The sequence below is a fragment of the Neorhizobium alkalisoli genome, from assembly GCF_002968635.1.
GTDB classification, from domain to species: domain Bacteria; phylum Pseudomonadota; class Alphaproteobacteria; order Rhizobiales; family Rhizobiaceae; genus Neorhizobium; species Neorhizobium alkalisoli.
In genome coordinates, this window is sequence record NZ_PVBN01000001.1 from 126391 (window position 1) to 144531 (window position 18141).

Genomic DNA, 18141 nt, shown 5'->3' on the forward strand with positions numbered 1-18141 from the left:
ATGGCATCACCGAAGCATTTTCTTGATTTTTCTGCCGTTTCCTCCGCAGACCTGCGCGTGATCCTGGAAGACGCCAAGACCCGCAAACAGGCGACCAAGGCCGGGACGGCGGGAAAACCTCTGGCTGGCAAGATGCTGGCGATGATCTTCGAGAAGCCGTCCACCCGCACCCGCGTCTCCTTCGATGTCGGCATGCGTCAGCTCGGCGGGGAAACCCTTTTCCTCTCCGGCACGGAAATGCAGCTCGGTAGAGCCGAAACGATCGGCGATACCGCGAAGGTTCTTTCCCGTTATGTCGATGCGATCATGATCCGCACCACCGATCATTCTCGCCTGCTGGAGCTTGCCGAACACGCAACCGTACCGGTCATCAACGGCCTGACGGATGATACGCATCCCTGCCAGATTATGGCCGACCTGATGACGTTCGAAGAACATCGCGGCCCGGTCGCGGGGAAGACGTTCGCCTGGACGGGTGATGGCAACAATGTGCTCCATTCCTTTGTCGAGGGGGCCGCGCGGTTCGGCTATCGCATGAACATGGCCGTGCCGATGGGATCCGAACCGCATGACAAGTTTCTGAACTGGGCACGCAACAACGGCGGCGAAATCATGCTGTGCCACGATGCCGAACGGGCTGTCGCGGGTGCCGATCTCGTCGTCACCGACACCTGGGTTTCCATGAACCAGGAGCACAAGGCTCGCGGTCACAACGTTTTCCAACCCTTCCAGGTCAATGGCGAATTGATGAAGCGGGCGGATGAGAACGCGCTCTTCATGCACTGCCTGCCCGCCCACCGAGGCGAGGAAGTCACCGATGAAGTCATCGACGGGCCGCAATCGGTCGTCTTCGATGAAGCGGAAAATCGGCTGCACGCCCAGAAATCCATCCTCGCCTGGTGTTTCGGCGCCGTCTGAATGCCGTCACCGGCCAAATCTTGATTTTCAGAAGAGCCGGGCCCATCTACCGGCTATCATTTGCGCCGTGTTTTCAGACGACCGGCGTTTCAACACACTTCGTCGACGTCTTTTCCTCCGGCCTGAGGTTCCGCTCTGGCCGGCGCTTGTGTAAAAGTTGTAAGGGCTCGGCGCGAAGGAGCGAAGTCATGGCGGAAGCGACTGTGAACCTGAACGATCTTCATTTTGCCGGAGACGACCGGGTCGTTCCCTTCCAGGTAGAAGGGCTCGATGTGCGCGGACGCGCCGTGCAGCTCGGTCCGTTGCTGAACACTATTCTCGGCCGTCACGAATATCCGGGGCCGGTTGCCCGGCTGTTGGCGGAGGCGATCGTGCTGACCGCTCTGCTCGGTACGTCCTTGAAGTTCGATGGCAAATTTACCGTTCAGACCAAGGGCGACGGCCCGGTCGATCTATTGGTTGCGGATTTTTCGACGCCCGACAGTCTGCGCGCTTATGCCCGTTATGACGAAGACGCGCTGGCCGACGCGATCAAGGACGGCCGCACCTCTCCGCCGGAGCTTCTGGGGCAGGGCGTGTTGGCGTTCACCATCGATCAGGGTCGCGGCATGCAGCCCTATCAGGGCATCGTGCCGCTCGACGGCTCGTCGCTTGAAGAGATCGCCGGCGTCTATTTCCGCCAGTCGGAGCAGATCCCCACGAAGGTACGCCTCGGGGTCGCCGAGCTCTTCGACCGGGATGCGGAGGGCAAGCCACGCCATAACTGGCGGGCCGGCGGCCTGGTCGCGCAGTTTCTGCCCCAGGCGCCGGAGCGCATGCGGCAGCCGGATCTGCATGGCGGTGATGGCGACGAACGTGACACCGAAGTGATCGACGACGCCTGGAACGAAGCACGTTCGCTGGTGGAAACGATCGATACGGACGAATTGACCGACCCGCAGGTCGCAATCGAACGGCTGCTTTTCCGCCTTTTCCATGAGCGCGGCGTTCGCGTCTACGCGCCGCAAACGGTCCATGATCGCTGCAGCTGTTCGCGCGACAAGATCAAAAGCGTCTTGAACGGGTTCACGGCCGAAGAGATTGAAGCAAGCCAGGAGGACGGCCATATCGCCGTCACCTGCGAATTCTGCTCGACCACCTATCACTACGAAGTGGCGGAATTCGCCGCGGCCTGAACGAGCCGCTTTGAAGTCATGCAATGCGGCGGTTCCGTCCTGCACGGAACCGCCGCATTTTTTTTGATTTTCAAGCCGCGCGGCGTGAGCCGGAGGCAGTCGATTGGCGGTAGGCGCCTGCCGCAGAGAGGCGGAACTGGCCGAGCATTTCGGTCAGGCTCCGGGCCTCGCTTGCCAGCGCTGCACTTGCCGCCGTCGACTCTTCAACCATCGCGGCGTTCTGCTGGGTGCCTTGATCCATCGTGTTGACGGCGGTGTTGATCTCCTGCAGGCCGAGCGACTGCTCGCGTGATGCCTCGGCGATCGCCTGGACGTGGCGGTTGATCTCCTGGACTTCGCCGACGATTTTTTGCAGCGCAGTCCCGGTCTGCACCACCAGATCCACGCCCGACTGTACCTGCTGGCTGGAAGCGGTGATCAGGGTCTTGATTTCCTTGGCAGCATTTGCCGAACGGGAGGCAAGTTCGCGAACCTCCTGGGCGACGACCGCGAAACCCTTGCCGGCATCGCCCGCACGAGCGGCTTCCACCCCTGCGTCGAGCGCGAGGAGGTTGGTCTGGAAGGCGATGTCGTCGATCACGCCGATGATGTTGGCGATCTCGTTCGATGACTTTTCGATATGCCGCATGGCGTCGATGGCGTCGTTGACGACCTTGCCGCGGAGACTTCCGCACCGCCCTTGGTCCGCAGCACCAGATGGCTTGCTTCTTCAGCGCGCTTGGCCGCGTCCTTGACGGTCGTGGTGATTTCCTCCAGAGCAGCGGCGGTCTCCTCGACCGAGGCGGCCTGCTGTTCCGTACGTTTTGCCAGGTCGTCGGCCGCGTTCAGCAGTTCGGTGGCGCCGGCATTGATCGCGGAGGCGTTGGTGCCGACGCTGTTCATCGCCTGGTTCAGCTTATCGACCGAATTGTTGAAGTTGCGGCGGAGATTGTCCATCTGACCCTGGAAAGGCGTCTCGATGCGGTAGGCAAGGTCGCCGTCGGACAGGCGGTTGAGCGCCGCGCCCAGTTCATCGACCGCATGCTGCACGCAAGCCGCTTCCTTTGCCTTTTCGGCGTCGCGCTGGAGCCGTTCCGTCTCGCCCATCTGACGGGTGGAATCGGCCTCCTGGGCAAGTTTGGTGCGCTCGATGGCGTTGGCACGGAAGATCGCGACGGCAGCGGCCATCTGGCCGATCTCGTCGGCTCGGTCGATGCCTTCGATCTCCTCGCTCGTTTGGCCCTCCGCAAGCGTCGTCATCCGGGCGCGAAGACGCGCCATGGGCGCGGTGATGCCGGCATGCGATACGTAGGTTGCCAGCGCGATGCTGAGCACCACGCCGATGCTCAACGCAACGATGCTGGTGGTGATCGTCGAGTGGACCGACGCGGACATCCTGTCGCCACCCGACGTCAGCAAATCCATCATCACGGTATTGTTGGAACCCGTTTCGGACGACATCTGTTTCAGGAGTTCATCGTTCTGCGTAAGGATCTCCTGAACCGCAGCCTTGTCGCCCGCGGCAGACAGCTCGATTGCCTTGTCGAAATTGGTCTTCACCGCGCCGACGATCGCCAGGATCTTCGCCATCGCCTCCTTCCGGCTCGGCACCATTTCGCCGATCATCTGGAAGCGCTCCATGGCAGTCTTGAAGTCGCCGTTGACCTTGTCCTTCATCGGCTGATAGTTCGGTGCGGTCGGAGGAACTTCCATAAGGCGACCAGCCATGGAAACGGCGGTCCAGATGCCCGCTGCGGCGCGTGCTCCGAGCACAGCAGCCTTGCTCTCATTGGTGATGAAGCCGTGATAGGTTTGGTTCGCCTGGCTGAACCGCAGCGAGATATAGCCGAGGCCTGAAAGGGAGATCAGCCCAAGCAGGAGCAATACGGAGAGAATCTTCGCCTTGATTCCAATTCTTGCAAGCATGGAAGTTCCTTGTCGCCCATGTCGTCGGTGCCGACGACCACAGGACAGTGGTTTGGGAATGGGGGAGGGAAATGCCTCAGGCAGGCTGGTGACGAGCGCATCATGCGAGCGGCGGTGCCGCTTCGTTCATTTTGAATAAATTGCACAAAAATTAAGATAAGGCTAAATTTGCCCTGATGACGATCGCATCTTTGGGAGGCGGACAAAGGTCCGGCCCGCGGCGTGAGAAACCGGATGCCCAGGTGCCGTCCTTTGCGCCGTCCAGCGAGGACGGCCCCTAGTTGAGAACGCGCATGAGGCCTGGGGAATCCAGCGAAAAGGCGGGAATTGTCACCTGGAAAGTCTCGCCCTCATCGGTCTGCATGTCGTAATGGCCGAACATCATGCCCGAGGGCGTGTCGAGCGGGCAGCCGGATGAATATTCATAGGAGTCGCCGGGTTCCAGTCGCGGCTGCTCACCGATGACCCCGGGGCCTTCCACCTCATCGACCAGACCGTTCTGGTCGGTGATGTGCCAGTAGCGATGAACGAGCCGAACGGTCAGGGACGAATGGTTCTCGATGACGATGCGGTAACCCCAGACATAGCGGCTCTCTTCCGGATTGGATTGCTCCTCCAGATAGTAGGGCTCGACGGCAACTTCTATGTCTCTTGTACGGGCGCGATACATGCGGCACCTGAGAATGGTTACTTAGTCGATATTGTACAGAGCGGCGGAAACGTCAAGAATTCTCGCGGTTTGAACAAGCGAGTGTGAGCGTTTCTTGAAGTTAGGGATAACTAAGTTGGTAAATCCGGCAAGACCGGATTTACCATAACTGCGTCAGGCCGAAATCCTGGAAAGTGCCTTGGCGAAGTCCTCGATCAGGTCCTCTGTGTCCTCGATGCCGGCGGACAGGCGGACGGTGCCGGCCGAAATCCCGAGTTCTGCGCGAGCCTCATCCGTCAGGTTCTTGTGGGTCGTGGTGGCCGGATGGGTGATCAGGCTCTTGGAGTCGCCGAGATTGTTGGAAATCCGGACGATCTCCAGCGCGTTCTGCAGCTTGAAGGCTGCCTCCTTGCCGCCCTTCAGCTCGAAGCAGACAAGCGTCGAACCGCCCGTCATCTGCCTGGCGATGATATCGGCCTGCGGATGATCCTTGCGGCCGGGATAGATAACCCGCGCAACCTGTTTCTGTTCGGCGAGGAAGTCGGCGATCCCCGACGCGCTCTCCGTCTGCTGCTTGACCCGCAACGGCAGCGTCTCGATGCCCTTCAGCAGCGTCCAGGCGTTGAACGGCGACATGGCCGGCCCGGTGTGGCGGAAATAGTCATGCAGGTTTTCGTCGATCCACGCCTTGTCGGAAAGCACGACGCCGCCGAGGCAACGGCCCTGGCCGTCGATATGCTTGGTCGCCGAATAGACGACGATATGCGCGCCAAGCTCCAGCGGCTTCTGGAAGAGCGGGGTCGCAAACACGTTGTCGACGACGACCTTGGCGCCGATCTGGTTGGCGAGCCTGGCAACGCCGGCAATGTCGATCACTTCGAGGGTCGGGTTGGTCGGGCTTTCCAGGAAGAACACCTTGGTCTTCGGCGTGATCGCCTTTTCCCAGTTTTCGAGGTAGCGGCCGTCGACCAGCGTGCATTCGATGCCGTATTTCGGAGCGAGCGTCTCGACCACCCAGCGGCAGGAGCCGAAGAGAGCGCGCGCCGCGACGATATGGTCGCCTGCCTTCAGCTGGCAGAGGATCGCGGCGGTGACGGCGGCCATGCCCGACGCCGTGGCGCGCGCATCTTCGGCGCCTTCCAGCACGCACATGCGCTTTTCGAACATGTCATTGGTGGGGCTGCCGTAACGGGCGTAGATGAAGCCGTCGGTCTCACCCTTGAAGCGTGCTTCCGCCGCTTCCGACGTGTCATAAACGAAACCCTGGGTCAGGAAGATCGCTTCCGAGGTTTCGCCATATTGCGAGCGCAGCGTGCCGCCATGTACGAGCTGAGTTGCCGGGCGCCATTTGTTAGTCATGCGTGTCCCCATCAAGAACAAAAAAACCGGTCGCAAAAGCAGACCGGTTTCGCACCCGGTCTTTTTAGCCACTTATTTAACGTGGCTGCAAGCCGACCGGCCAAATCACCACGGGATAAGAGTGGCATAGCGCCGCGTCCCGCTTGCGTCAATGGCTCGCATTTGGTTTTGTCGCCTCGAAACTTGAGAGAGACATGATGGCTCGCGAAACAGGAATTCTGGCGGACCGCGAAATCGCGGCGCTTTTCGACAGTGGACGGCTGATCTCGGAGCGCGAGCTCGATCGGGACCAGATCCAGCCGGCGAGCCTCGACCTGCGCCTGGGCGCCAAGGCTTTTCGCGTCCGCGCGAGCTTCATGCCCGGCCCGACGAGCCTCGTTTCCGACAAGCTCGATCGCCTCAAGCTGCATGTCATCGACCTTTCCGAAGGAGCGGTTCTGGAAACCGGCTGCGTCTACATCGTGCCGCTGATGGAACGCCTCGACCTGCCGGCCACTATGTCGGCCTCGGCCAATCCGAAAAGCTCGACCGGCCGTCTAGATATCTTCACCCGAGTGATCACCGACTACGCCCAGGAGTTCGACAAGATCCCGACCGGCTATTCCGGTCCGCTCTATCTCGAGATTTCGCCCCGCACTTTTCCGATCGTCGTTCGCCGCGGCTCGCGCCTGTCGCAGATCCGGTTCCGGGTGGGCAATGCTCTTTTGAGCGAGCCGGAATTGCTGCAGCTCCACAAGGACGAGGTACTCGTAGCCGCAAGCAACCCGAATGTCTCAGGCGGCGGTATCGCCCTGTCGATCGAGCTTACCGGCGACAAGGAAGGCCTGATCGGTTATCGCGGCAAGCATCACACGGCTGTCGTCGACGTCGACAAGAAAGCCCAGCACGACATCTTCGATTTCTGGGAACCGCTCTATAGCCGCGGCCGTAACGAACTCATTCTCGATCCGGACGAATTCTACATCCTCGTCTCGCGCGAGGCGGTTCATGTACCGCCGCTCTATGCGGCCGAGATGACGCCTTTTGATCCGCTGGTGGGTGAATTCCGCGTCCACTATGCAGGTTTCTTCGATCCCGGTTTCGGCCATGAAGCCGCCGGCGGCCGAGGCAGCCGCGCGGTGCTCGAGGTTCGCAGCCACGAGGTGCCCTTCATCCTGGAGGACGGCCAGATCGTCGGGCGGCTGGTCTATGAGCACATGCAGGAAAAGCCGGAAGGTCTTTATGGAACGGGTATGGGGTCCAACTATCAGGCGCAGGGCCTGAAGCTCTCGAAGCATTTTCGCGCCTGAGCCACAGGGCACCGCTTGACAGCCGGCCTCATCTGTTGAAAGTCTCGACTTGTCCTTCTACGGATGCAGCTGCCCCGAAACCGGTTCTCGCTCTGGGGCGGCATGCGAAAAGCGGGTGTAGCTCAATGGTAGAGCAGCAGCTTCCCAAGCTGAATACGAGGGTTCGATTCCCTTCACCCGCTCCAGCTTCATCCTTCAGATCAGTCTGCTCCATGCCGGGTTCCATTCCAGCCCCTCGGCCAGTTCCACGTAGATCGGGTGTTGCTAGGGACCGCGGCTCTTGGGCTCTTGCTCTCGGCCATGCGAAAGGCCGCTTCCGGCTCCATTTCCTCGCCGGGGAAAATCATGTCGGCTTCCGAAGGTTCGGCCACCTTGCGGATGAAGCCGCGGATCTGGTCGCCTGAATGGTAGAACGTGATGATCAGAGCGCCGGGAGCCGGATCGGCTCCACTATAGCGGTAGTAGGTATGCATCTCACGCCTCCATTGTCAGAGTCAGCTATCTGACGTCCGGAGGCCCGGAAATGTTCCCCATATAACTCTCAGAAAAGCGACCGTATCTTGTGCAGCACATGTCTGCGGATGCGATAGTTCGTCTTCCCGCGGGCATCTCGCCAGGCCATCTTGAATATCTTCCGGCGCGTGTTCCAGGAAAGAGGTGGAAGCTTGTCGACGACGCGATAGCATCCGACCGCGTAAAGCCAGCGCTGCTGGATCTTGTGGGTGATGGATTTCGCCGCGTAGAGCTGTTCGGATTCCGAGCCGCGGAAAAAGATATACATCGGCCCGTCCACCCAGACGATCAGGTCACGCATGACGAATTCGGCAACGGCATAAGAGGCTGCGCACCACGGACCACCGAGAGCCGGCCATCTTTCCAGCAGGATCTCCGCGCCGCCTGCCGACCTGTAGACCCCGTAGAACCATTCGGAAGGAAACCTCAGGCCGCGCGGCACCTTGCCTTGCGACGCATTCTCCTGAAAATTGAATATGTTCGGTTCCGGTTTCAGTATTTGCGTCTTGTCCGCGTCGATCCGCTCCGACGATCCGACGGCCAGCAGTTTGTCCGGGTTTTGCTCCAGCGCATGGAGCAGCGCGGACAGGTAATCGCTCGTCGATAGATCGTCGCAGGCCCGCAGGCAGAAATATTCGCCCTTCTCGGCGCCGAGCTTGATGCAGAAGATGAAGTTGTAGATCACGCCGAGATGGCGTTCCTGTTCGATGACCTCGAAACGACTGTCTTTGGTGCAGAATTCACGGGCGATTTCCAGCGTTGCGTCCGTGGATTTGTTGTCGACGATGATCGCGCGAAAATCCGAAAAGTCCTGGTCTGCGATGCATTGCAGGCTTTTGCGCATCGTCTGGGCGCCATTGTAGATCGGGAAGACGACGACGAGCTTCGCTTTTTCCATGTTGTTCTTATCCTCGGCGGCCGGGCTGCGCTGCGCATATATCATGCCCGCTGGTAAGCGCAAAAGGCAGGCGGCAGTTGGGCGGGTTGCGCCGAGGACCCTACATTTTCCTGTTGCTGGGTTGGTGCGGCGTCTTGTTCCAGACGAATGGTTTCGACCTCAGTTCCAGGACTGCCTGCCAGGCTGCGACCGACGTCATCAGCCAGTAGAGGGGCACGGCGATCCAGCGCCGGCCGATCAGCCGCTTCTCGTGCTCTATCATCGAGCTCAGCCCCAATGCCAGGAAAACCAGATAGCTGCCGAGAATATTGACCATGTCGATCACGAACAGCGACAGCATCCCGGTCGGGATATCGCCGGTCGGTGCTTCCAGCATGGAATAGGCGCCGATGCCGGCAAAGACGATGACCAGGGGATGCAGGAGCGAGGAGACCAGCATGCCTCCGATCATCAGCTGGAAAGTGCAGAAAGCCTTCAGTCCCATCTCCCGAGCAAGACGGCGGGGGTTGCGCATCAGCACCAGCCAGGTCTGCAGCCAGCCTTTTGGTCAATTGTCCAGAATGGATATGTTGATCCAGCTGCAATGGAAAATATTATTTATCATCAATATGATATAAGAATTTCACCTATAGCGTCGGATTACGGAGATCATATTTGTCCAGCTAAATCCAGTCGATTTGTTGCTATAGTGTTGCTATGCTTGGTTGTCGTTTTAAGGAGAGACTATGAAGAAGGCCCTTACAGCGTTAACGATCGCCGCGCTGAAGCCGACAGCAACGGCTTACTATGTGGGCGACGCCAAGCAAGATGGACTCCGTTTACGTGTTGCGCCTGATGGGAAACTCACGTGGAATGTCACGGTCCGGATCAAACACGGGAAGCTGCTCAGTACTTCTTTGGGCCGATGTGACCACGAAGGGCGAAATGGGCTCGACTTAGCTGGCGCAAGAGAGCGAGCGGCGGCGATCGTAAAAGCAGCAAGGACGGGAACGAACCTTATAGCTGAAGAGCGTGCCAGTCGGGAGGCACGGGAGAACCTGACCAAGACTTCTGCCTTGATCGATAGCTATGGTAAGGATATCGCCAATCCTAATCGTAAGGGAGGAGCGCTACGAACAGCGGAAGAAATTCGTAGGCGTCTCAAGCGTGCACTTGCGGCGAAGCTGACCAATCCGGCGCAATCGTTAACTCGGCGAGACATTTCGTCCCTTCTGGACCCTGTAGCAGTCGAGTTTCCAAGGGAGGCAGAAAAACGTCGACAGGTAATAGACGCGATGTTCAGATGGGGCGTTGCCAAGGGATATGTGGAGACAAACCCTGTCCAAGGATTACCCTCCTACGGCACTGGCGCCCCGCGTGACCGAGTTTTGAGCCGTGATGAAATCAAAAAGCTCTGGCTTTGGTTAGAGGATGGCGCCGACAACATGCCGCCGGACACCATTAGGGTTTTGAAGTTGCAACTTCTGACCGGCGCCCGTGTTGGCGAAATCGCAGGAATCGAGACGTCGGAAATTTGGTTTGAGGGAGGGCGCCTATTTTGGACCCTGCCCGAAGAACGTTCAAAAAATAAAAAGTCCCATACTCGACCATTGGTAGGGCGGGCTCGGTCGATAGTTGAAGGCCTCCTCGAACCCGAACCGAAGGGAGCGCTATTCCGCATACTGGATAAAAGTCGGACACTTAGATCCGACGATATCGGTCTCGCACTGAACCATCGAACGCGCCCGATTCAGCATTTCACGACCCACGACCTCAGGCGTACAGTTGTCTCGGGCCTGGATGAACTTGGCGTCCCGCTTGAAACGATCGCAGCTGTGGTCGGTCATCGGCGGGGAGGAAAGGATACAAGAACCCTCATCAAGCACTACAGTCGTCCCAATCTTGACAGCCGCATCGAAGCGGCATTGCTGATTTGGGATGAACATCTTGACCAGTTGCTGAAATCCTGAGCTGACAATCCCCTATCGAAAACGGAGTCGAAGCAGCTTATCGTCGCGGCGATCTTTTAAAAATGCGCCGGGAGATGATGGGTGAATGGTCGAGCTACGTGAGATCCTTAAATCAAAAGAAGTGAACGATGCCGTTCGAGCGATCGAGGGTCTGCTTTCAAAGCGTGATTGGATAACAAAAGCAGCCACGGAAAAATCTTTCAAAGATCTCGCACTGGGAAAGACGTTTCAGGCTTCAGATGTCTTGAAGATCTTACTTTCTCCCGAACCAAAGTACCCCGGCTTTAAGGAGGTGCTTGCCGCTGGATTTGTTGGCTGGGCACTTTTCCCTGAAACTAATGGGTTGAGCGTCAATTTTATGACCCACGCCATACTGGAGCATCTAGACGACGCTGAGTTGGAAGCGGGCTTCGCAGATCAACCAGTTACTCTAGCTCGAGATATTGTCGCTCGCTATGTGCTCGTGGGTTTTGATTTCCTTGCGGATATCTATCATCCGTTCGGAGGATACCAAGCATTCACAAGACACGATAGCAAAGATTCGGTTGATATACTTTTTGATGCTGAAGCAAAAAAGATTAACACTGTTGTGCGGGCAATGACATATTTGCATTACGGTGCAGACAGATACCAAGATCCTGAGTTTGATTTTGCCCCTAGCCTTAACCGAGCAGTCACCGTCTTAGCCGAGTGGAAGAAGCGATTGGGTGACGCCGACTACAAGCAGCACTACGTATCGCGCTCCCTCTTGCATCAACGTTGGAGTGAGTCGAAGCAAACAGTGGCTTTGGTCTATGCGGCCTCAACCGTAAAGGTCGGCAGAAAGAGCCTTCTTCAAATTATCTCCGCCGGCGATTTTCATTATCGAGAACACCAGAAGCAATTCGCAACGTGGGTCGGGCGGGCAAGATACGTCAGCGACCATGTTTTTGCCAAGATGGACCCCAACCACCTCCAGCGCACGACAATGCGTATCCTAGCTGGCGTCGAGCCGCAGCCTTTCGCTCCTCCGAGAATCAACGATGATCGGGAAGAGCGCATCATCGCTGCGCAATTCCGTAAGAAGTTTCGGAATCCGTCAGTTAACTAACTGTAATTACTTTAGGTTTGGTGTCCATTCTGATGCCTATTGTCCATAGCAAAGCGCAATATTTTAAACAGCCATCATAGCTGTCATCTTCCTCGTCGTGATCAACACGCATCAAGGAGACAGCGATGCCCCACACTATTTCTGACGTCACGAAGCGCAGCGACGAGCCCGATGGCGGGCATGTTTTTCCTGAAAGCGGCTACGTTCGCTTGAAGCAAATCCTTGGGCCCAATGGACCGCTGCCTATCAGCCGATCAGGCTTTTGGGCCGGGGTGAAGGACGGCAAGTTTCCTAAGCCCCGTAAAATATCGGCAAGGGTGACGGTATGGCGCGCCGAAGACATCCGCGCCCTGCTCGCCAAGATCGAACTGGGTGCACTTTAGTCGGCTCCGCCCTGTAGGCGCAAGATGCACTGAACCACGCCCTCGACCTCACCCAGCCAGATCACCAGCCGCTACCGGCGTAGTGCCTGCAATCGCTTATTAGCACTCGCCCGGGACGCGGGTTCGTTTGAAAAACCTTCGTGGATGTCGGCGCACGTCGACCTGCCTTCACCAATATAAGGAACACCGAAATGACAACTTCGACGCCAACAGAAAAAATCGACAACCTCTTGAAGAGCGATGCCAGCGCGTTTTTGCGGTCCATTCGCACGGACATGACAAACCTGCTTGACAGCACAGACGAGAGCCTGCGGCAAAAGCTAGGGGAGGTTTACGCTGCTGCCATCGTGTTGAGTCACGATAAAGATCAGTGGCAAACCTTCTGCGAGCAAGAGGAATGGATGTCTTTTCGACAGCGGCCCAAGCCTATCGATTCCCATCGTGAAAATGCCTTGCGATACGCGGTACGTTACGCCGTGGGGTTCGATGGAACCTCGTCGAACCAAGCTGCCTATCGTTACAAGAAGGCATTGGAAGGGTGCTGGATCAGCAAGGTTGCACCGAGCGACGTACCCAATGTAATCAAGGCGTCAGGCGGCATCGAAAAGCTGAAGCAGCAGAATGTTCAGCAGGCAAAGCACCTCCCAGTCTTTTTCATGCCTAATCGCTTCACGAAAGTGATCGCAGAACGAGGTGGCGTCGGCCTGGACGCAATTCTTCTTGTTCGTTTCGAAGAGGGCGGTGCCGCCGAAGTTCAAGCGACAATCTTAGCAGGTACGGCGAAAGAAAACGGCTATCCTTCGCTCAAACAGTTCGCCGTGGCTTTTAAGAAATGGCGTGCCGTTGACGGAAAGAAGTTTCCGCCTGCTGAATAGTGGGCGGTCGCGATACCCCTTGTAGTACACGTTTTACCACCCCAAAAATTATCAACCATGCAACAGGCACACCGCCTGAACGAAGCCCTGTGCCTGTTGCTTAGGATAGAGCGATGAGAAAACCAGTTATCACCTTAGATGAATTCGATAAGCAACATAGCGAGCTAGATGATACCCTACGACGATACAGGGTTTCGAAACTAGGAAGACACATATTCAACCCTCGAATGAAGAAGCATTTGTCACTAAGACGCGCTGAATCGCTTAAAGCGATTAATGCGGTCTCACGGATGGCTCTAGTTCGAGTACTTTATGAGGGTGCGCAAGCTCTTTGGGAGCGTGAGGAAATCGGCAAGCTATTCTTCGTAACGCTCATCTCCCAGAAATTTTCGGTCACGCTCGATCAAGCGAACCGTTTCAAAACGGCGGAGGGCAGGGCCTGGATAAAGAGCATTATCGGTGATGGCGACTATATAGGGTTCTGGGAAATTGCCTATTATTATCGCTCACCGTTTCTCAAGGCCGGACACAAACCTCACGCCGTCTGGCATGCACATCTCCTAACTTGGAACGTGACTGAACCCGATGTCATCAAGCAGCGGGACCGCACCAACAAAGCGGAATTGGCTTTTCTGCCGGGACGGGACGCATTCCACTATCGTGCGTTGTCGCGGCGGCAAGCCCTAGGCCGCGTCATATACATGGCAAAGGGGTGTTTATCTGAATATACCGCCTACCCCTTGTCCCGAGACGTAATCGATCCCGCAACCGGAGAAATTTTTAAGGTACCCGGAACCACTTGGATGAACCGAAAACGACCGATCCGGCCCGGATCAATCGCGAGAGTCACGCTCGCTATGGGCTCGCGTCCATTGCGTTCACTTTGCTTTGCAAGTGGGGCGGGGAAGGACATAAAGAGCGTTGCATTTAAGACGGCCCGAAGGGCCCTCCGAAAACAGCGAGTTTGCCGAGATAAAGCGATCAGAGAGGCTGTCACTGCGGCGAATTTAACACCGACGAAAAGGTAGATGGTTTTGGCACCCTCGAGCTTCGGTTGGCAAGCTACGTCTTGCTAAGATATTGACAAATATGCGGAAATATGTATAATGACTTCATTTTCGATGTTCGCTTAAAGCGATTTATCGTGCCGAGCTACTCGAAAATTGTTTACCTTGAGCGCCGAAACGGCGCTCTTTTTCGTTTAAGGAGCCACCCGATGCAGATGCCTTCCAGCAGCAATCAAAGCCGTGCGCAAATCACGTTGCCATACATTTCAATTCAAGGAGGCCAATCGCCGACCAAGGCCGTCGCCAAACCGCAACCCGAGGCAACTCTTGCGCCGGAACCGCCGAAGTTTATCATGGTCGGGTTGGACGATCAGGCGAAGCCACATGCGTCATGGTTCGCAGAAGAGGACGGCGATGCCGCCGCCGTTGCGGCCGACCTCATGAATATGGCGTTGATTGACATTACCTCGGAAGAGCTCGCCTCCATCGCCGCCAAGTTGCCGCGTGGTAAGCTGTTCGAGAGCGGCAAGGCGTTCGTGCCGTTCGTCAAGCGGACAGTCTATGAGCAGTTGGCGAAGTATCTTGACGACGATTACCTGACCACAGCGGCAGCCCGTGTGGAGGCTGTTCAGGCGGCATCGGCTGAGGGATATGCCAAGGTGAGCAAAGGCGAAATTCCGCCTCGGCAGCCGGAGGACTGGTCTAAGCTCGCAGTAGGGGATCTTGTGCTCGCCACGGACGATCCAGAGGACGGATGGTACGAGGCCCTTGTGCTCGAAGCCGCCGGCGATGATCGGTTCCGGCTTCGCTGGCGCGGCTGGCCCGAACTGCCGACCTTCACCCGCGCCTTCGCTGAGATCGCCCTGCTGCATCCCAACTACGTGGCGGCGTGAGGCACCATGGGGACCATAACCATATTGCCGATGGCTCACGTGACCTCGAACAGTCTGGGAGCCCTGTCGAACATGAACCGCAGCGACAGCAGGGTCCGCGACCTGAACGACGAGCTGCGGACATCCTTCAGCGGTGGCCGCGTGCTGCTCACCAGTGGCGTTCAAGCTCTCGATGAAGGCGACCGGATTAAGCTGCTGCAGGCGGTTCAGACGTTTGATGACTTCAATGCTGGCAACGACCCCTATGGCGAGCACGATTTCGGCCGGGTGGTTGTCGGGGAGCAAGACTACTTCTGGAAAATCGACTGCTACGACCTGGACTTTCGGTTCCAATCGCCGGACCCGGCTGACGCCACCGTCACCGCCCGCGTCATGACGATCATGCGGGAGGACGAGTATTGATCCTGCCGCGTCGCACCAAGAACCAAACCATAAAGCCGCGCTCACTCCGCGGCTTTTTTTCTGCCCGACGCTTCGCGGGCGCCAACCCTGCTTTTCCTGCCCGGCTTAAGCGGCGCTGGCTCGCCGGCACCGGCGGCGGGCATCTGGAAAAAGTTGAGAACATCAACGCCCAAGGCTTCGGCAATCCGTTCGACAACATCCAGCGAGGCGTTGAAATCGCCGCGTTCAAGGCCGCTGATGGTCGTGCGGTCAACGTCGGCATCAACCGCAAGATTCTCTTGGGTGATCTGCCGAGCGGTTCTCAACACACGAAGGTTCCAGGCAACGCGGGCGCGTACTTTCATACCCGCATCGCCACCATCTTGTGGTTGTTTTATCCATCGGATATATCCAACATATTTATCAGATCAAAACCGCGCACCGTGTCGGCGGCGCGCTGTCCGGCGATCCAACCCACAACACAGAAAGAAGCTTCATGAGTGCCTACCTCGATGCCATGCGCCGCTATTTCACCTTCTCCGGTAGGTCGTCGCGCTCGCAATTTTGGATCTATCACCTGACACTGCTGGTGCTGGCCATCGTCGGATTTATCATTGACATCGCGATCAGCGGAGGCGGCGAACCGCAGCCGCTGGTTTCCGCCTTGATCGTCATCGGCCACTACATCCCATCGCTCGCCATCATCGTTCGCCGTCTGCACGATGCCAACCTGAGCGGCTGGCTGGTGCTGCTTTGCCTGCTGCCAGGACTTGGTGTTATCGCCTTCATCGTGTTCGGCTGCTTGGCCCCCACCCCGGGCCCCAATCGCTTCGACCGCGCCACGGCGACCGCCCCGCATTCGCCCGAGGTTGGCCAGACAGCGGCTTCTCGCCCCGCCGCCGCATCAAACGTCGAGCGCATCGAGAAACTTGCCTCTCTGCGCGCTACAGGCGCGATCGATGAAGACGAATTTCAGCGAATGAAGGCCGACATTCTGGGCGGTACTGCTCGCTGACAGTTGGAGGGGCGTGCCTCGCTCGGCGGTACGTTCCCCACCTTGGTTATGCCGGGCATTAGGGGGTAAACATGAAAATCGCAATTGGGATCATTTCGCTATTTTTGGGCCTGCTGGTGCTGCTGCAGTCCTGCACGGTCCGCACCGCTTCACACATGCTGGGAGATCAGGCGACCAGTGATGCCGGAGCAGTCGGCATTCTGGTCGGCTTCCTGTTTTTTGTCGGCGGAGCGTTTTCGTTCGGATTGCCTGCCGTGGCTATGATCGTGTTCGCCGTTGCCGCTCTCTTGGGCTTTGCCGCCAGCGCGGCAGGAAGCTTTGCCGATCTCACACTGTGGGCGTTTGTGGCACTGGCTTTCGCCGTTGGTTCATTCTTCATTTGGCGATCAGCCCGCAAAGCCAAGGTGGAGCAAGGTAATGGCTAGGGGTTTTATACTGGCAGGTACCGTTCTGCTGACCATGAGTGCCCTGCCGGCGACGAGCGGACAAACGCAGTATTTTATGGGCGATGTTTGGGGTGTCTGGCAGGTGCTGCCCGAAGGTGAAGATGCCGATCCTGAGGAAAAGCCGCACTGCCTGTTCGGTACACGCACATGGCCCCAGAAGGGTTTGAACGTCATGTATGTGCTGACCAGTGCGGATTATGTCGAGCCATGGCTGCAGATCTATTCAACAGGTTGGGAGCTTCCGGTTGGGAAAAAGACGAAAGTCGATCTCGTGACCGTCGCAGGCCCTTTGGGATTCGAGCTGGAAGCAACCAGCGCGAGCTACCTGACGGCGTCGATCGATCCGAAAATTGTCGGAAAAGATAAGTCCTTCGCTTTTGAAGTCGCGTTGTCCTACATGCTGGATTCACGCCGCACGGGCATCAACATGCGCGTCAAGTTTGCCGGCAGCGAGCCAGAGTGGTTTATCCCCGCAATGGATCAATTGGAGGCATATCAGCTGAATGCGGCGTTTCGGAAATGCATTGGCGAGCTGCGAAGCAAAGGCGGTGACTTCTATTCCGGCCGTCAAACGCCCGATGGCAAGACGTCTCCGTTCGCCGAATAGCCCACCGGATTGCTAAGTTGAGCCTCAAGAACCCGTCGTCAGTTCGGCATCATTATTGGCGCATCAACATTCTTTCGCAACCATTCATTGCGCCCCTTGAAATCTAACTCTGAGTCGCGTTAATGCTCGCACTGGTAGAGATTTCGGTCGTGCAATTTGCTCCGACGTAGGGTCATGGAATTATCTACCTTGAGCTGGGATAAAGAAATGGAATTGAATTGTTTCTATGAAAATACATGATTTTCAGCCATCTGAAGCAATAGCGTTCGAACAACGAACAACTGGCATATCGTTCTTTTCAGCGGTTGCTGTTGGTGCAGTAAGCGCTGTTATGTGGCTCTTTTTGTCCAATATACATTTCGATCTGACATTCATACTCGGATACAAGCCGACGTTTTGGCTGTGGCCTCCAAACTACTTTTTCGTTGACCAGCTTGCAGAAAATCACATAGCGAAACACGATGCGCTACTATTTTTGAATTCCGGCGCAGTTACCAGTCTTTTATATCTCTTGTGGCTTGTTGGGCGGCTTATCTTCGAATTCGTAGCGAGGCGCCACAGATATGTCTCGAAAGACGTTCTGACCATATGCGCCTTGGCGTTGATCCCTATAATATTTGTAGCCTTCAAACCTTTTAGTGAGGAGTATTCGAGATACTCCCTGAGTTTTGAGGCCTCAGTGCAATCAAACATCTTCCACAATATAATTATTATAGGTGGGTTTTATGCCTGCCTCGGCGAGTCTTTGGCCAAGATTATTTCGTTGATCCGGGTAAAAATGCAGTGAGG

At 57.0% G+C, this 18141-nt stretch carries 19 protein-coding genes, 1 tRNA gene, 2 pseudogenes and 1 riboswitch; of the genes and pseudogenes, 16 read left to right on the forward strand and 6 right to left on the reverse strand.

What is annotated here, in order from left to right:
- Entirely contained in the window at nucleotides 1-918 is a 918-nt protein-coding gene (argF, locus tag C5L13_RS00635; protein WP_105381345.1) for an ornithine carbamoyltransferase, read from the forward strand.
- Between the two features lie 188 nt (nucleotides 919-1106).
- A complete protein-coding gene (locus C5L13_RS00640; RefSeq protein ID WP_105381346.1) occupies nucleotides 1107-2093 on the forward strand; it encodes an Hsp33 family molecular chaperone in 987 nt (328 codons plus the stop codon).
- 73 nt (nucleotides 2094-2166) lie between these two features.
- On the opposite strand, the pseudogene C5L13_RS29455 reads toward C5L13_RS00640, so the two are convergent.
- The 3 genes and pseudogenes from C5L13_RS29455 to C5L13_RS00655 form a co-directional block, all read right to left on the reverse strand.
- A pseudogene (locus C5L13_RS29455) lies at nucleotides 2167-3998 on the reverse strand (methyl-accepting chemotaxis protein); the annotation flags it as partial.
- Nucleotides 3999-4275: 277 nt separating this feature from the next.
- Nucleotides 4276-4668 carry a Co2+/Mg2+ efflux protein ApaG gene (gene apaG / locus C5L13_RS00650; protein ID WP_105381347.1) on the reverse strand — a complete coding sequence of 131 codons (393 nt, stop codon included), beginning with the start codon at nucleotides 4666-4668 and terminating at the stop codon, nucleotides 4276-4278.
- 153 nt (nucleotides 4669-4821) lie between these two features.
- Nucleotides 4822-6006 carry an O-succinylhomoserine sulfhydrylase gene (locus tag C5L13_RS00655; protein ID WP_105381348.1) on the reverse strand — a complete coding sequence of 395 codons (1185 nt, stop codon included), beginning with the start codon at nucleotides 6004-6006 and terminating at the stop codon, nucleotides 4822-4824.
- A 43-nt stretch (nucleotides 6007-6049) separates the two neighbouring features.
- Nucleotides 6050-6128, reverse strand: a riboswitch (SAM riboswitch).
- A gap of 72 nt (nucleotides 6129-6200) precedes the next feature.
- Between C5L13_RS00655 and C5L13_RS00660 the strand changes: the two genes are divergently transcribed.
- Both C5L13_RS00660 and C5L13_RS00665 read left to right on the forward strand, forming a co-directional pair.
- Nucleotides 6201-7295: a 2'-deoxycytidine 5'-triphosphate deaminase gene (locus C5L13_RS00660; protein ID WP_170117181.1), complete on the forward strand. Its 1095-nt coding sequence runs from the start codon at nucleotides 6201-6203 to the stop codon at nucleotides 7293-7295.
- A 111-nt stretch (nucleotides 7296-7406) separates the two neighbouring features.
- A tRNA-Gly gene (locus tag C5L13_RS00665) sits at nucleotides 7407-7480 on the forward strand.
- 10 nt (nucleotides 7481-7490) lie between these two features.
- On the opposite strand, the pseudogene C5L13_RS00670 reads toward C5L13_RS00665, so the two are convergent.
- The 3 genes and pseudogenes from C5L13_RS00670 to C5L13_RS00680 all read right to left on the reverse strand — a co-directional run bounded on the left by C5L13_RS00670 (nucleotide 7491) and on the right by C5L13_RS00680 (nucleotide 9220).
- Nucleotides 7491-7768, reverse strand: a pseudogene (locus C5L13_RS00670) (hypothetical protein).
- A 68-nt stretch (nucleotides 7769-7836) separates the two neighbouring features.
- A complete protein-coding gene (locus tag C5L13_RS00675; protein WP_105381349.1) occupies nucleotides 7837-8706 on the reverse strand; it encodes a glycosyltransferase family 2 protein in 870 nt (289 codons plus the stop codon).
- Between the two features lie 100 nt (nucleotides 8707-8806).
- A complete protein-coding gene (locus C5L13_RS00680; protein ID WP_205836802.1) occupies nucleotides 8807-9220 on the reverse strand; it encodes a hypothetical protein in 414 nt (137 codons plus the stop codon).
- A 211-nt stretch (nucleotides 9221-9431) separates the two neighbouring features.
- Between C5L13_RS00680 and C5L13_RS00685 the strand changes: the two genes are divergently transcribed.
- From C5L13_RS00685 to C5L13_RS00740, 12 genes are all read left to right on the forward strand, one after another.
- The gene (locus tag C5L13_RS00685) at nucleotides 9432-10655 is read left to right on the forward strand and encodes a tyrosine-type recombinase/integrase (RefSeq protein ID WP_105381350.1); all 1224 of its coding nucleotides are present in this window, start codon (nucleotides 9432-9434) and stop codon (nucleotides 10653-10655) included.
- An 85-nt stretch (nucleotides 10656-10740) separates the two neighbouring features.
- Nucleotides 10741-11745 (forward strand): hypothetical protein, encoded by a 1005-nt coding sequence (locus tag C5L13_RS00690; RefSeq protein WP_105381351.1) that lies wholly within the window; start codon nucleotides 10741-10743, stop codon nucleotides 11743-11745.
- A gap of 125 nt (nucleotides 11746-11870) precedes the next feature.
- Complete coding sequence (locus C5L13_RS00695; protein WP_105381352.1) at nucleotides 11871-12128, forward strand: helix-turn-helix transcriptional regulator; 258 nt, start codon at nucleotides 11871-11873, stop codon at nucleotides 12126-12128.
- A 191-nt stretch (nucleotides 12129-12319) separates the two neighbouring features.
- Nucleotides 12320-13003, forward strand: a complete 684-nt coding sequence (locus C5L13_RS00700; protein WP_105381353.1) for a hypothetical protein — start codon at nucleotides 12320-12322, stop codon at nucleotides 13001-13003.
- Nucleotides 13004-13116: 113 nt separating this feature from the next.
- Nucleotides 13117-14031, forward strand: a complete 915-nt coding sequence (locus C5L13_RS00705) for a hypothetical protein (protein WP_158693358.1) — start codon at nucleotides 13117-13119, stop codon at nucleotides 14029-14031.
- A gap of 71 nt (nucleotides 14032-14102) precedes the next feature.
- Nucleotides 14103-14903: a hypothetical protein gene (locus tag C5L13_RS00710; protein ID WP_158693359.1), complete on the forward strand. Its 801-nt coding sequence runs from the start codon at nucleotides 14103-14105 to the stop codon at nucleotides 14901-14903.
- Nucleotides 14904-14909: 6 nt separating this feature from the next.
- Nucleotides 14910-15305 carry a DUF3768 domain-containing protein gene (locus C5L13_RS00715; protein ID WP_245423197.1) on the forward strand — a complete coding sequence of 132 codons (396 nt, stop codon included), beginning with the start codon at nucleotides 14910-14912 and terminating at the stop codon, nucleotides 15303-15305.
- The gene (locus C5L13_RS29660; protein ID WP_455363817.1) at nucleotides 15302-15784 is read left to right on the forward strand and encodes a hypothetical protein; all 483 of its coding nucleotides are present in this window, start codon (nucleotides 15302-15304) and stop codon (nucleotides 15782-15784) included. The genes C5L13_RS00715 and C5L13_RS29660 overlap by 4 nt, the downstream gene beginning before the upstream one ends.
- Entirely contained in the window at nucleotides 15781-16299 is a 519-nt protein-coding gene (locus C5L13_RS00725) for a DUF805 domain-containing protein (protein WP_158693384.1), read from the forward strand. The genes C5L13_RS29660 and C5L13_RS00725 overlap by 4 nt, the downstream gene beginning before the upstream one ends.
- Nucleotides 16300-16370: 71 nt before the next feature.
- Nucleotides 16371-16724 carry a hypothetical protein gene (locus C5L13_RS00730; RefSeq protein ID WP_105381358.1) on the forward strand — a complete coding sequence of 118 codons (354 nt, stop codon included), beginning with the start codon at nucleotides 16371-16373 and terminating at the stop codon, nucleotides 16722-16724.
- Nucleotides 16717-17352, forward strand: a complete 636-nt coding sequence (locus C5L13_RS00735; protein WP_105381359.1) for a hypothetical protein — start codon at nucleotides 16717-16719, stop codon at nucleotides 17350-17352. Before C5L13_RS00730 ends, C5L13_RS00735 begins: the two co-directional genes overlap by 8 nt.
- A gap of 226 nt (nucleotides 17353-17578) precedes the next feature.
- Nucleotides 17579-18139: a hypothetical protein gene (locus tag C5L13_RS00740; RefSeq protein WP_105381360.1), complete on the forward strand. Its 561-nt coding sequence runs from the start codon at nucleotides 17579-17581 to the stop codon at nucleotides 18137-18139.
- Nucleotides 18140-18141 lie beyond the last annotated feature (2 nt).

Excerpts from the sequence above, each read along its gene's own strand:
- C5L13_RS00685 (WP_105381350.1), top strand. The coding sequence starts at position 9,432 with ATGAAGAAGGCCCTTACAGCGTTAACGATCGCCGCGCTGAAGCCGACA.
- C5L13_RS00740 (WP_105381360.1), top strand. The coding sequence starts at position 17,579 with ATGAAAATACATGATTTTCAGCCATCTGAAGCAATAGCGTTCGAACAA.
- C5L13_RS00680 (WP_205836802.1), bottom strand. The coding sequence starts at position 9,220 with ATGCGCAACCCCCGCCGTCTTGCTCGGGAGATGGGACTGAAGGCTTTC.
- C5L13_RS00735 (WP_105381359.1), top strand. The coding sequence starts at position 16,717 with ATGGCTAGGGGTTTTATACTGGCAGGTACCGTTCTGCTGACCATGAGT.
- C5L13_RS00660 (WP_170117181.1), top strand. The coding sequence starts at position 6,201 with ATGATGGCTCGCGAAACAGGAATTCTGGCGGACCGCGAAATCGCGGCG.
- C5L13_RS00655 (WP_105381348.1), bottom strand. The coding sequence starts at position 6,006 with ATGACTAACAAATGGCGCCCGGCAACTCAGCTCGTACATGGCGGCACG.
- C5L13_RS00695 (WP_105381352.1), top strand. The coding sequence starts at position 11,871 with ATGCCCCACACTATTTCTGACGTCACGAAGCGCAGCGACGAGCCCGAT.
- C5L13_RS00700 (WP_105381353.1), top strand. The coding sequence starts at position 12,320 with ATGACAACTTCGACGCCAACAGAAAAAATCGACAACCTCTTGAAGAGC.
- C5L13_RS00640 (WP_105381346.1), top strand. The coding sequence starts at position 1,107 with ATGGCGGAAGCGACTGTGAACCTGAACGATCTTCATTTTGCCGGAGAC.
- C5L13_RS00730 (WP_105381358.1), top strand. The coding sequence starts at position 16,371 with ATGAAAATCGCAATTGGGATCATTTCGCTATTTTTGGGCCTGCTGGTG.
- C5L13_RS00690 (WP_105381351.1), top strand. The coding sequence starts at position 10,741 with ATGGTCGAGCTACGTGAGATCCTTAAATCAAAAGAAGTGAACGATGCC.
- C5L13_RS00725 (WP_158693384.1), top strand. The coding sequence starts at position 15,781 with ATGAGTGCCTACCTCGATGCCATGCGCCGCTATTTCACCTTCTCCGGT.
- C5L13_RS00675 (WP_105381349.1), bottom strand. The coding sequence starts at position 8,706 with ATGGAAAAAGCGAAGCTCGTCGTCGTCTTCCCGATCTACAATGGCGCC.
- C5L13_RS00710 (WP_158693359.1), top strand. The coding sequence starts at position 14,103 with ATGTATAATGACTTCATTTTCGATGTTCGCTTAAAGCGATTTATCGTG.
- C5L13_RS00715 (WP_245423197.1), top strand. The coding sequence starts at position 14,910 with ATGGGGACCATAACCATATTGCCGATGGCTCACGTGACCTCGAACAGT.
- argF (WP_105381345.1), top strand. The coding sequence starts at position 1 with ATGGCATCACCGAAGCATTTTCTTGATTTTTCTGCCGTTTCCTCCGCA.
- C5L13_RS00705 (WP_158693358.1), top strand. The coding sequence starts at position 13,117 with ATGAGAAAACCAGTTATCACCTTAGATGAATTCGATAAGCAACATAGC.
- apaG (WP_105381347.1), bottom strand. The coding sequence starts at position 4,668 with ATGTATCGCGCCCGTACAAGAGACATAGAAGTTGCCGTCGAGCCCTAC.